The organism is Faecalimonas umbilicata (genome assembly GCF_042846195.1).
Taxonomy (GTDB): domain Bacteria; phylum Bacillota; class Clostridia; order Lachnospirales; family Lachnospiraceae; genus Faecalimonas; species Faecalimonas umbilicata.
Genome location: NZ_AP031411.1, coordinates 2,465,840 through 2,477,856 on the forward strand (window position 1 = coordinate 2,465,840; position 12,017 = coordinate 2,477,856).

The following is a 12,017-nucleotide window of genomic DNA, read 5'->3' on the forward strand; positions in this document are numbered from 1 at the left end:
CACATACAGAAAAAAGATCCACATCTTGTGTGAATCTTTTTTCTTCCTTCTTATAATCTTGCATCAAATAATCCACAGAAACTGTCAATCGGATCTGTTCCTTTGAATGCTTCTTCTCCATTCATAAGATCCTCAACTAACGCATCCAGTGTTGTATCTTTGGAATCGTAAGTGTTGATATAGGTCCGTGCCTGCGGGATATCTGCAAGCATTGTCGGCTGTCCACATCCGACAACAACAACCGGAACTTCAAATACATACCACGGAATCTCTCCGCCTCCCTTTGACATACCAAAGCTTGGTCTTCCGTTCGGCACATCACAGAGCGTGATTACAAGATCCATATCGGATACGAAATCTGCAATGGCATTCTTTCCTGCAAAGTAAATATTTAAGTCTGGCTTTTCCCCGGCTTCAATCTGTTTCTTCATGACATCAAGCGGACTTTCATAGATAAATGCATCAAATCCTTTTGCACATAACTTTTCTTTTAACGCTTCTGCCGGATTTCCTTTTCCGCCTCCAAGCATTTTCATCAGCGCTGACATACTGTTCTCTGCGCCTTTGATATGCACGATCATAATTCTCTTATAACGATCTGGTGTCATAGGGAGCACGTCTTTGTCTTTATATTTTACAAGCGTGATACAGTCTTCGCTGATTGATTTCTGCATTGCCTTGTATTCTTCTCTCTGAAGCACTTCCTCTACAGTCTCTGGCTGTGGAACCAGTTCTTCTTTGCTCTTCTTATTCAGACCCAGATGTGCTTTGAGTCCTAAAATACGTGTCAATGCTTCTGTCATTCTCTCTTCACTGATGATTCCTGTCTTGTATGCACCAAGCATTGTAGCAAAATCTTCCTCTGGATCATTGAAGAATAAGAACATATCACAACCTGCATTGATACTTGCCGGAAGCATCTCTGAACGCTTCATTCGGTCTGTCATTGCTACCATATGGGAAGCATCTGTCACGACCATACCGTTGAATCCAAGTCTGTCTCTCAAAAGACCTGTCATGATCTCCGGACTTAATGTAGCCGGCATCATATCTTCGTCCTTTAACTCAGGATTAATGGCTTTTGCATAAGAAGGAAGCATGATGTGTCCTCCCATGATCGCATCCAGATCATTCTCAATCAATGTACGGTAAACATGTCCGTAAGTCTCATCCCATTTTTCCACATCAAAATAGTTTACATTGTTTGCAATGTGTGCATCTCTGAAGTCTTGTCCATTTCCCGGAAAATGTTTCGCTGCGCATGCAAATCCCGGAATCGTATGTGCTCCATTTAAATATGCTTTGCTCATAGTTGCTACACGTTCTGCATCTCCGCCGAATGCACGTGTCACAATCTCTGTATTCTCCCAGTTGTAAAGAATATCTGCCACCGGTGCAAATGCCATGTTACATCCGATTGCCGCTGCCTGTTCATTTGCCATCTTTCCTAATGCAAATGCATACTCTTCCTTATCTGTAGCTGCGATCTTCACACCAGCTCCAATATGTGTCCCATCTGCACATGCGCCGTCTCCTCCGGCTTCTGTGTTGCATGCGATAAATACCGGAACCTTTGCATATTTCTGAAGGATCCGATTCTGTTCCTGAATCGCCTTTCCCGGAGCCGGATTGTAACGGCATCCACCAAGGTGATATTTTTCCATTAATTCTTTTAAATATTCTTCATCGTGTGAAGCTGTCAGCTGAAAGAATAACTGTCCTACTTTTTCTTCCGGGCTCATATTTGCAATTGTGTCTTTTACCCATTGACAGTCTTCCTCTGACAGATAATACGGTCTTGCTTTTAAATCTACCATATAAATAACATTCTCCTCTCTGCATAAAGCTTTTGCGCAACTGATTATACCATTATATTATACAAAAATGCTACATATTTCTTGTATATTTTACACAAATTTCATTTTTCTTTTTCCTAATATAGATTTTCTAATACTATGCAAAGCTGGCTACTCTATACTGCTCCATCCAGCACTGGAGCCAGGAGAACTTTTCCGGTTCCACGATACACATTTACAAGTCCTTCCCCCGAAGCTGCCGAACCTATCAGTGTCTTTCCTGACCGTTCTACAGTAAAACTTAAGCTGCCGCTCCATGCGATCGCCATGTTGCCATCTACTTTCAATACATCATCCTGGAGAGTGATCTCCACAAGCTCCTCTTTCGGACAAGGTGCTTCCAGACAAAGCACTCCCTCTCCTACCACTCCAAGATTGAACAGTCCTTCATTTCCTGCAACAGCAGAAGAAAGATTGGAGCGCATCACTGCTTTGTGCTTCAGTCTTGCATCACATGCCAGGAACAATCCGTCATCCAACACGATGGAACCATTCCAGTCTTTTAAATCTACCAGTAGGATGTGCTTATAAGTCGGTTCCAACACAAGAATTCCGTTTCCGGTATATTCCGGCTTGATTGCCGATTCCCCGGTTGCTTTTCCCCTGACTGCTTTTCCAAAGAAATCGCCCACACCTTTTACTCCCGTTGTCGCATTGACATTGCCTACGGTCCACTGCATTGCTCCTGCCTGAAGTGTGATATTTGCCTGATTGACATCACAGATAACCTGGCGCTTTCTCACATTCATCTCATTACAAAAATAGGCCAACGCGGCATTGTGCGGCATCACACTTAAATCACGCTGATATTCTATGACAGTAAACGGACCAAGAGAGTTTAACACTTTAATATCATCATTATTCGTAAAATTAGAGATTCTATACATCGTTTTCTTCCTCCTTATCACACTTTCCTGCAATCTGTGCTAGTAGGTTTATTATACGGTGTTTGTACAAAAAATACAATATTTTTATATTTTCCATTTATTTTTTATGCAGTTTATATGCTTGCATTGAAGTGCTCCATCATCTTTCACTGTTCTGAATTTTTATTACAGAATATCGATATACTCTCCATTCAATGCCTTATTCATACTTCTGACCGCACAGAATTTTCCACACATAGAGCAACTCTCTTCAATTTCCGGTTTGCGGTCTTCCCGAATCTGTTTTGCCGTTTCTGGATCCATAGAACACTTCCACTGCTCCTCCCAATCAAAAGTTCTTCTGGCATCCGCCATACGATCATCAATATCTCTTGCGTGCGGAACATGTTTTGCAATATCTGCGGCATGCGCTGCAATTCTGGAAGCGATGATCCCCTGTTTGACATCTTCTACATTCGGAAGCGCCAGATGTTCTGCCGGTGTCACATAGCAAAGAAATGCTGCACCTGCTGAAGCTGCTACTGCACCTCCGATCGCCGCTGTAATATGGTCATATCCCGGTGCAATATCAGTCACGATCGGTCCCAGTACATAAAACGGAGCACCCATGCAGATTGTCTGCTGCAATTTCATATTTGCTTCAATCTGATCCAATGGCATATGCCCCGGGCCTTCTACCATCACCTGCACATCTTTTGCCCATGCACGTTTTGTCAGCTCTCCCAAGCGCACCAACTCTTCAATCTGACACACGTCACTCGCATCGGCCAGACAGCCCGGACGGCATGCATCCCCAAGTGAAATTGTGACATCATATTCCCGGCAGATTTCAAGAATCTCATCAAAGTATTCGTAAAATGGATTTTCATTTCCAGTCATACTCATCCACGCAAACACAAGCGATCCGCCTCTGGATACAATATTCATTTTTCTTTTATGCTTCTTGATCTGTTCAATTGTCTTTCTTGTAATTCCACAGTGCAGTGTGACAAAATCCACTCCATCCTCTGCGTGGAGTCTTACTACATCAATAAAATCTTTTGCTGTCAGTGTGGCAAGATCTCTCTTATAATGAATCACACTATCATAAACCGGAACGGTTCCGATCATCGCCGGACATTCTTGTGTCAGTTTTCTTCGAAATGGCTGCGTATTCCCATGAGAAGAAAGGTCCATAATTGCCTCTGCTCCCATATTTACCGCCGCCATGACTTTTTCCATCTCAACCTCATAATCTTTGCAATCTTTTGACACTCCCAGATTTACATTGATCTTCGTACGAAGCATAGATCCTACTCCATTTGGATCCAGGCATTTATGCCTTTTGTTGGCGCAGATCGCCACCTGTCCTTTCGCCACCAGATCCCGGATTTCCTCCTCTGTACGGTATTCCTTCCGCGCAACTGCCCGCATCTCCTCTGTGATGATTCCCTTTCTTGCTGCTTCCATCTGTGTGTAGTATTTTTCTGACATATGATGTACCTCTTCTTTCTTCTGCCCGCGGCAGAATATTTTTCATTTGCTCTGTGCCGGAATTTTTTTATGACAGAACTCCAAAAGGATTTCAAGGATTATGCCTGGGCGGAGCATTTTTTCATAGGACTCTGCTTTTTATTCCATAGCATTTCTCGGAAATTTCCTATGTAATAAAATATAATAAAAAAACAGAGTACCTCAATTGGTACTCCGTCAAACTTCTTAAAATCAATTCTTTCCTACGTTGGCATTATCCAAATCAGGTATCAGGGTCGAAGTTCACACCTTCCTCTCAGCCTGTCTACAAGCTCCCCGGCTATTTACTTTTCTAGAAAATAGTAACACACCAATAACTAAAAGTCAATTTTTTGATCTTCCAGAAATTTTCTGATTTCGTCATATTCTTCAGACTTGTCTTCCCAGTCTTTCGGTGTCCAGCTACAAAATGGAGACAATGCAAACCCATTCTCTTTCGCAAGTTTCTCCATCTCTTTTATACATTGACTAATTTTTGAACGTTTCATTTCTTTCCTCTCCTCCCTCCAGAGGGTTCACCGTCTATTCCATGCTTTTCCTCAAAATATCGACAATTTCTTTATGCGAAAGAATCTTATATCCCCCGTCCATCACAAATGTTCCTTCTGCAATTCCCTCTATCATCTCTTCTGTCACACCAAGTTCCCGCAGATTCATGACAAGCCCAATTTCACGCATCCAGCTTTCCATGCTTGCCAGACCTTCCTTTGCAATCTGCTCTTTACTCTTTCCTTCTACCTGTATTCCCCAGACATTCTCGGCGAACCGCACAAATTTCTGCAAACCATATGGACAAATATAACGGTAGTATGCCATTGAGACTGCAGCCAGTGTCATTCCATGTGTGGCGTCTGTATATGCGCCGACTGACTGCCCTATCATATGAACCATCCAATCGGTTGTCTTTCCCTGTTCCACCATAGTATTCAATGCCCATGTTGCTGTCCACATAATATTGCTGCGCGCCTCATAATCCATTGGATCTACAACCGCAATTCTTGAAGAATGGATCAAGGACTTCATCAGCCCCTCCATGACATAGTCTGAAGTATTGTCATCCTCCCCGGAAAAATATTGTTCGGTAATGTGATTAAAAATATCATAGATTCCTGCTACCATCTGATATTTTGGCAATGTATAGGTAAATACCGGATTTAAAATGGAGAATTTCGGGAAAACATTCTCCCCAAATACATGACCGATCTTCCGTTTCCTCTCCGAATTTGTAATGACTGAACCACCATTCATCTCTGATCCAGTTCCTACCATCGTCAGCACACATCCAACCGGGATGATTCGATTATCTACCTCTTCCATCCTCTCATAATATTTTTCCCATGGATCTTCCTCACAATATGCAGATACCGAGACGGCCTTTGCATAATCACACACCGATCCTCCCCCTACTGCAAGAATCAGATCCACCTCGTTTTCTCTCGCGATCTTACATCCCTCATACAATTTTTCTACTGTCGGATTCGGCATTACTCCTGGGTCCTCAAACACTGTTTTCCCTGCTTCTTTTAACAGTTCCATTACCTGATCATAGATGCCGTTTTTCTTAATCGAGTCTCTTCCATAACTCAGCTGCACCTTTGGTCCGTATTTTTCTAATTCTTCTTTCAAAAAAGTAAGGGATTGTTCCCCAAAATAAAGTTTTGTTGGATTACAATATTGAAAATTTCCTAACATAATTTTTCCTTCCTTTCCACTTTTTGCAAAGCATGCTCTATCCAAGAACCCTTGTCGCTTTTGAGCAGCTCTGCACACATTGACTTTCTTCGCTATTCATGTTATGTTCATCATAATACCTGAACTTAACTTTAGGTCAATACTTATTTTCAAAAATCAAAAAAGAGATCTGATAAATGAAATTGGAGGAACCCATATGTATACAATTGGCCAAGTCGCAAAACTAGTTCACCTTCCCATCTCTACCATCCGCTATTATGACAAGGAAGGTCTGTTCCCGACACTTGAGCGTACTTCCGGCATCCGTAAGTTCAGCGAAAAAGAACTGGAAGCACTTCGGATGATCGAATGCCTGAAAAAATCTGGGCTGAAGATCAAAGAAATCAAGTTATTTATGGAATGGTGTGCCCAAGGAAGTTCCACTTACGAAAAGCGCTTAGAACTATTTCTACATCAGCGCAAAGCGGTAGAAGAAAAAATTGAAAAACTGGAAAAAGTACTCGACATGATCCAGTTCAAATGCTGGTATTACGAGCAGGCGCTCGCAGATGGAAATGAAGATCGACTAAAAACATATACAGAAACTCCTCAAGATTAAAATCCTGAGGAGTAATAAATGCTTTCTGTCTATTGGCTGATATCTCCATCCCCCGCTGTCCAACTCTCTCTGTTTGGTTCCACAGCAAAAGAATAAGAGTCCTCTTTATCCTTTTTTCTAAATGGAATCTTTTGCATAACTCCAATAATCTGTCCGGATAAAATAACGGTCAAAAGCGAATAAATGATCTTACTTACTGGAATGTAGGTAAGAGAGATAAGCAATACCACCAGATCACTGATCAAATAAATCCATTGGATATCTAACGGAAGTACTCGATCCAAACTCATTGCAAGCGCATCATCTCCAGTCGGAGCTCCACCTACTCGAACACATAATCCTACGCTTACACCTACAAATATTGCTCCTACAACTGCTGCCAGAAGTGGTTTTGTGGCAATGTCAGGGAATAATGGATCAAACTGTTCGAAGATCCCATAAAAAACAGAAAATCCAATAGAAGAAATAAAAGAATATACAAGAAAAAGTTTTCCCAATAATTTCCATCCCAAAAGGTAACATAATACCGTCAGTATAAATCCTGAAACCGATGGCGAAATCCCAAACCAATATTCTAAAAGAAGTGTTAACCCTAAAATTCCGCCCTCTGTCACATTGGACATTGAATGGATATTGTAAAGTCCAAATGCCAATATCGCACTTCCCAATAGTAAAAGTAATACGGATGATAATTTCATTTCCTTCCAAACTGAACGCATTTTAAAAAATCCTTTCTATTAACCTATCATGGAATCTATACACTCATTATAAACTCTGGTATAATACTAGAGTCAAGGAGATCAATAGAAAATATGAAAATTTTTTTTAAAATTGGTGAAATTTCTAAATTATATGGAATCGGTGTAGATTCTATACGTTATTATGAAGAAATTGGAATTATCAAACCTCAGCGTTCTGAATCTGGATATCGCTATTATAGTATTCACGACATATGGAGATTAAATGTAATCCGAGATTTACGCTCCATTGGATTTACAATGGAACAAATCCGCGAATACTTAGACCATCATACAGTTTTGTCTTCAATTTCTATGCTGGAAGACGAAAAAGACGCGATTGCAAAGCAAATACAGTATCTGCAAAAGCTGCAAAAAAATGTAGAGCACAGATTGCATAACATTCATTCCGCATTATCTCTTCCTTTAGGTGAAATCTGCTTAATGAATATTCCCCCTCGCCGTTGCCACCTTCTTCCCGAAGGATATAAAAATGAAGAAGAAATGGATGTTCTGATCAAACAGCTTATCAATCTAAATCAAAATCGCTTATACATTATCGGAAGTAATCAAATTGGAACTATGATTTCTCTGCCCTCTCTCGTAAATAAAAAAGTGCTTTCCTATCAATCTGTTTTTCTTATCGATGAAGAAGGCGAGGATATTCTTGCCGGCGGTCATTACCTTTGCGTCACTTATCGCGGGGATTATAAACAGAGCTCCTACTGGGGACAAGAACTCATCCAATATGCACACACTCACAACTTCAAAGTGCTTGGTAACTTATTGGAAATTCTTTGGATCGACATTCACACAACTTCTGATGAATCAGAATATATTACACAATTACAGCTTCCTATCGAATAAAATACTAAGACTGATAAGCGGTGGTAAAATCATATCAACCACTGTTTACCAGTCTTTTTTATCTCATATACAGTTTCCTTACTAAGCTAAGGGATGATGGCAAAAAAATATTGTTTCATTTCTTTTCTTTTGTTCTGGAAATTTCTGCTTACAAATATCTGTATGATATTTACAACGTGAATAAAATGGACACATATCTTCTCTTTTTTCTACTTTGATTTCATTGGCCTCTTGTAAAGATTGTTGCAAATCTTCTTTGTCCCCATTTGGAACTCTCATTTTAGGAACCGATTGGAGCAAATATTCTGTATAAGGATGTTTTGGATTGGTATACACTTCTTCAACGGAACCAATCTCACAGATTCTTCCCAAGTACATGATCGCAACTCGATCCGCAATATAGCGCACAACTCCCAAATCATGTGAAATGAACAATAAACTCAAATTACGATTTTTCTGGATTTCCTTTAATAAATTCAAAATCTGTGCTTGTACAGAAACATCCAGTGCAGATACTGGTTCATCGCATGCAATAAATGCCGGTTCCAATGCTAAGGCCCTTGCAATCCCAATTCGCTGACGTTGTCCCCCTGAAAATTGATAAGGATATCGCTTCATATGCGTTTCGTTAAGCCCCACAATTTCCAATAGTTCTTTTACTTTTTTTCTTGCTTCCTTTTTATTTGCATACACTTTATTTGCCAAAAGCGGTTCCATCAGGATTTCTTCCACTTTCATCTTTGGATCTAAAGATGCATAAGGATCCTGAAAGACCATCTGCATATTTTTACGCATTTCCTTTTTTACTTCTTTTTTAGAAAAAATATTTTCTCCCTCAAAAAGTATATCTCCATCTGTCGGCTTTTCTAATCCTAGAATGATTCGTCCCAATGTTGTTTTTCCACATCCCGATTCTCCCACAAGAGCTAACGTTTCATTGTTGTAAATTTCTAAATCAACATGATGTAATACATGATTTTCCTTTTTTGCACTAAACAGTCCTTTTGCCACAAAAGTTTTACTTATATTTTGTGCTATGATTAATGAATTTCCCATAAATTATCTACCCTCTTCAAATAAAAAGCATTTGACTTTTGTCCCATCATTTTGCTCATACAATTTTGGCTCTACTTTGGTACATCGTTCTGTTTTATGCGGACATCGCTCCGCAAATCGACATCCCTCCGGAATATTTTCGATAGACGGAACCGTTCCTTTAATTGCCATCAATTGATCTATTTTTTTCTCTGGATCAGGAGAAGCCTGAATAAGTGCCTGCGTATACGGATGTTTCGGAGATTGGAAAAATGTCCTTACATCTGCTTCCTCTACAATCTGGCCACAATACATCACATATACATAATCACAGTTTTCACAAATCACCGCTAAATCATGCGAAATCAAGATGAGCGATACTCCTCTTCTTTCACGCAAGGATCGCAGCAATTGTAAAATCTGAGCTTGAATTGTAACATCTAACGCGGTTGTCGGCTCATCCGCAATAATCAGGGATGGATCTGCTGCAATCGCCATAGCAATCATAATTCTTTGATTTAACCCTCCGGAAAGCTGATGTGGATATTGATCATACCGCATTTCCGCATCTGGTATTCCAACAGATTTCATGAGGGAAATAGTTTGTTTTTTTCTATCCTCTTTTGACAAATTTGTATGAATCTTCAGACTTTCTTCAATTTGTTTTCCTACTTTATGCAGTGGATGCAGGGCGCGCACTGGTTCTTGAAAGATCATAGAAATATCTTTTCCTCGCACTTTCCGTAATTCTTTTTCTTTTAGTGCCGTTAGTTCCTCACCAGAAAATAGAATCTGTCCTTCTTTTATTGCAATGTTCACCGGCATCAACTGCATGATTGCTAAACTTGTCATGCTTTTCCCGCAGCCAGATTCTCCTACAATCCCTACAATCTGTTGCTTTTTTACTTCTATATTTACTTTGTCTACAATCGAATACCCTGATTTTTTACCACCAATCGTGACATCTTTTACTTGTAATACTATATCTTCCATCATATCCCCCTATCTTTCTGAACGTTTGGAATCCAACATATCTCTCAGGCTATCTCCGAAAAAATTGAGACACAAAGAAAGCAAAAGAATATAGATTGCTGGTGCCAGAGAAATCCATGGGGCATCAAACAGATACGTACGTCCTTTAGATACCATAACTCCGAGACTTGTCTGTGGCGGCTGTGCACCAAATCCAAGGAAACTCAATCCTGCCTCTGAAAGAATTGCAACCGGGATAGACATTGTGTAAAGCACAAGCAGCAAAGAGCGAATATTGGGTAAAATATGTTTGATCATAATTTTCCATTTGCTCACTCCCATGGAACGCGCTGCTTCTATATATGTACTATTTTTTAGAGATAATGTTTGCGCTCTCACCGTTCTCGCTGTTCCAGCCCATCCAACTAAGATCAGTGCTAAAAATAAATTTTTTGTACTTGCTCCTAAATTGTAAACAATCGCCATCGCAAGAATCATAAACGGATAAGACAATACAATATCAACAACTCTCATAATCAATGTATCTACCCATTTTAATGTAGTCATTCCAGCTATCATTCCCAAAAATGTTCCAATGATCAAATTGATTGTTGTTGGTGCAAATCCAATAAATAGAGAGATTCTTGATGCATACAAAATTCTGCTGAAAATATCACGGCTCAATTCATCTGTTCCAAAAATGTGTTCCATAGAAGGAGCCGCCTTCGGTTTCATATACTGTGTTTCATTGATTCCATACGGTGCAATGAAATCTGCAAAAACAGCAAGAAAAATAAACAGCAAGATCATAAGAAAACTTATAAATCCTACTGGATCCTCTTTGACATACTTTTTTATTTTTCGTCCGGTATTTTTCATCATATTTTTCATGCTATCCTCCTAATCATAATGCACTCTTGGATCTGCCAGCGCATAAATAATATCCGCAATGAGATTTCCAATAATAATTAAAAATGTACTGAGAATAATCGTTCCTTGTAACAACGGTATATCACGATTGCTCAAAGCAGAGATTGATAATGTTCCAATTCCCGGAATACTAAAAATATTCTCAGTGATCAATGCCCCTCCCAGCAATGATGTAAATTGCATCATCATAATTGTGATCACTGGAAGAATCGACATTTTTAGTGCATGAAAAATAACAATTCCCATACGCGACTTTCCCTTTGCCTTCGCTGTTGTTATATAATCTGCCTGAATCACATCAATCAAATTTGTACGTATTAAACGCGAAATCTCTCCTGCCATGCTCCATCCCAACACAATGGATGGTAAAATTAAATGTGCCGGTGTTGTAAATCCACTAATTGGCAGCCATTTTAATTTATAGGCAATTAAATACTGTAAAATAATTCCAATGGAAAATGTCGGCATTGATATTCCCATGAGTGACACTCCCATAAATAATTTATCCAGACATGTATTTTTCTTTAAAGCACTTATAATTCCTATCGGTATTCCTAAAATCCATGCAAATGCGATTGCCGATAATGCCAGCTTTATCGTATTAGGGAATGCATTTTTAATCAGATTGAATACTGGCTGATTCATTACAAAAGAGGTTCCCAAATCTCCATGTAATAAATCTTTTATATACAAACCAAATCGTACCAAAATCGGATCGTTCAAATGCATTTCTTCTTCCACTCGAGCCACCGTTTCGTTATTGATCTTATTTTGCATCATCGCGGTTACTGCATTTCCTGGAATGTAATTCATCAAGACAAACGTAATCAGTATGACCCCTAAAATAATAGGAACAGATACTGCGATTCGTTTTGCAATATATTTACGCATAAGTTTTTCTCCTTATATGTATAAAAGGTATCAAATCTGA

Annotated in this window: 12 protein-coding genes and 1 riboswitch; of the genes, 2 read left to right on the forward strand and 10 right to left on the reverse strand. The window is 39.5% G+C overall.

Translation table 11 applies throughout. The annotated features are described in order from the left end of the window. Window positions 1–50: 50 nt before the first annotated feature. The 5 genes from ACGG81_RS11835 to ACGG81_RS11855 form a co-directional block, all read right to left on the reverse strand. Window positions 51–1,817 (reverse strand): glycoside hydrolase family 3 protein, encoded by a 1,767-nt coding sequence (locus tag ACGG81_RS11835; protein ID WP_016441508.1) that lies wholly within the window; start codon window positions 1,815–1,817, stop codon window positions 51–53. A gap of 155 nt (window positions 1,818–1,972) precedes the next feature. After that, entirely contained in the window at window positions 1,973–2,743 is a 771-nt protein-coding gene (locus ACGG81_RS11840; protein WP_008977481.1) for an AIM24 family protein, read from the reverse strand. 165 nt (window positions 2,744–2,908) lie between these two features. After that, the gene (thiC, locus tag ACGG81_RS11845) at window positions 2,909–4,216 is read right to left on the reverse strand and encodes a phosphomethylpyrimidine synthase ThiC (protein WP_016439849.1); all 1,308 of its coding nucleotides are present in this window, start codon (window positions 4,214–4,216) and stop codon (window positions 2,909–2,911) included. Window positions 4,217–4,438: 222 nt separating this feature from the next. Beyond that, window positions 4,439–4,544, reverse strand: a riboswitch (TPP riboswitch). A 28-nt stretch (window positions 4,545–4,572) separates the two neighbouring features. Next, window positions 4,573–4,743, reverse strand: coding sequence for a D-lyxose/D-mannose family sugar isomerase (locus tag ACGG81_RS11850; RefSeq protein ID WP_390108504.1), 171 nt, complete (start codon window positions 4,741–4,743; stop codon window positions 4,573–4,575). Window positions 4,744–4,777: 34 nt separating this feature from the next. After that, complete coding sequence (locus ACGG81_RS11855) at window positions 4,778–5,947, reverse strand: iron-containing alcohol dehydrogenase (RefSeq protein WP_390108506.1); 1,170 nt, start codon at window positions 5,945–5,947, stop codon at window positions 4,778–4,780. 196 nt (window positions 5,948–6,143) lie between these two features. Here ACGG81_RS11855 and ACGG81_RS11860 point away from each other — a divergent pair, with 196 nt between their 5' ends. After that, window positions 6,144–6,545 (forward strand): MerR family transcriptional regulator, encoded by a 402-nt coding sequence (locus tag ACGG81_RS11860; protein WP_270458567.1) that lies wholly within the window; start codon window positions 6,144–6,146, stop codon window positions 6,543–6,545. Window positions 6,546–6,574: 29 nt separating this feature from the next. On the opposite strand, the gene ACGG81_RS11865 is transcribed toward ACGG81_RS11860, so the two are convergent. Then, a complete protein-coding gene (locus ACGG81_RS11865; RefSeq protein WP_039861764.1) occupies window positions 6,575–7,264 on the reverse strand; it encodes a YitT family protein in 690 nt (229 codons plus the stop codon). A 93-nt stretch (window positions 7,265–7,357) separates the two neighbouring features. On the opposite strand from ACGG81_RS11865, the gene ACGG81_RS11870 reads away from it, so the two are divergent. Continuing rightward, complete coding sequence (locus ACGG81_RS11870; protein WP_390108510.1) at window positions 7,358–8,149, forward strand: MerR family transcriptional regulator; 792 nt, start codon at window positions 7,358–7,360, stop codon at window positions 8,147–8,149. A gap of 81 nt (window positions 8,150–8,230) precedes the next feature. Here ACGG81_RS11870 and ACGG81_RS11875 read toward each other — a convergent pair whose 3' ends face one another. Genes ACGG81_RS11875 through ACGG81_RS11890 form a run of 4 tightly spaced genes read right to left on the reverse strand, consistent with a single transcriptional unit; the run spans window position 8,231 to window position 11,977 of the window. Then, a complete protein-coding gene (locus ACGG81_RS11875) occupies window positions 8,231–9,205 on the reverse strand; it encodes an ABC transporter ATP-binding protein (protein ID WP_390108513.1) in 975 nt (324 codons plus the stop codon). Window positions 9,206–9,208: 3 nt separating this feature from the next. Continuing rightward, window positions 9,209–10,177 carry an ABC transporter ATP-binding protein gene (locus ACGG81_RS11880; RefSeq protein ID WP_390108516.1) on the reverse strand — a complete coding sequence of 323 codons (969 nt, stop codon included), beginning with the start codon at window positions 10,175–10,177 and terminating at the stop codon, window positions 9,209–9,211. A gap of 9 nt (window positions 10,178–10,186) precedes the next feature. Next, window positions 10,187–11,047 (reverse strand): ABC transporter permease, encoded by an 861-nt coding sequence (locus ACGG81_RS11885; protein ID WP_390108518.1) that lies wholly within the window; start codon window positions 11,045–11,047, stop codon window positions 10,187–10,189. A 9-nt stretch (window positions 11,048–11,056) separates the two neighbouring features. Further along, window positions 11,057–11,977 carry an ABC transporter permease gene (locus ACGG81_RS11890; protein WP_008977498.1) on the reverse strand — a complete coding sequence of 307 codons (921 nt, stop codon included), beginning with the start codon at window positions 11,975–11,977 and terminating at the stop codon, window positions 11,057–11,059. Window positions 11,978–12,017: the final 40 nt, after the last annotated feature.

What these genes read in the sequence shown, in the direction of transcription:
- ACGG81_RS11835 (WP_016441508.1), bottom strand. Translation starts at nt 1,817, where the DNA reads ATGGTAGATTTAAAAGCAAGACCGTATTATCTGTCAGAGGAAGACTGT.
- ACGG81_RS11840 (WP_008977481.1), bottom strand. Translation starts at nt 2,743, where the DNA reads ATGTATAGAATCTCTAATTTTACGAATAATGATGATATTAAAGTGTTA.
- thiC (WP_016439849.1), bottom strand. Translation starts at nt 4,216, where the DNA reads ATGTCAGAAAAATACTACACACAGATGGAAGCAGCAAGAAAGGGAATC.
- ACGG81_RS11850 (WP_390108504.1), bottom strand. Translation starts at nt 4,743, where the DNA reads ATGAAACGTTCAAAAATTAGTCAATGTATAAAAGAGATGGAGAAACTT.
- ACGG81_RS11855 (WP_390108506.1), bottom strand. Translation starts at nt 5,947, where the DNA reads ATGTTAGGAAATTTTCAATATTGTAATCCAACAAAACTTTATTTTGGG.
- ACGG81_RS11860 (WP_270458567.1), top strand. Translation starts at nt 6,144, where the DNA reads ATGTATACAATTGGCCAAGTCGCAAAACTAGTTCACCTTCCCATCTCT.
- ACGG81_RS11865 (WP_039861764.1), bottom strand. Translation starts at nt 7,264, where the DNA reads ATGCGTTCAGTTTGGAAGGAAATGAAATTATCATCCGTATTACTTTTA.
- ACGG81_RS11870 (WP_390108510.1), top strand. Translation starts at nt 7,358, where the DNA reads ATGAAAATTTTTTTTAAAATTGGTGAAATTTCTAAATTATATGGAATC.
- ACGG81_RS11875 (WP_390108513.1), bottom strand. Translation starts at nt 9,205, where the DNA reads ATGGGAAATTCATTAATCATAGCACAAAATATAAGTAAAACTTTTGTG.
- ACGG81_RS11880 (WP_390108516.1), bottom strand. Translation starts at nt 10,177, where the DNA reads ATGGAAGATATAGTATTACAAGTAAAAGATGTCACGATTGGTGGTAAA.
- ACGG81_RS11885 (WP_390108518.1), bottom strand. Translation starts at nt 11,047, where the DNA reads ATGAAAAATATGATGAAAAATACCGGACGAAAAATAAAAAAGTATGTC.
- ACGG81_RS11890 (WP_008977498.1), bottom strand. Translation starts at nt 11,977, where the DNA reads ATGCGTAAATATATTGCAAAACGAATCGCAGTATCTGTTCCTATTATT.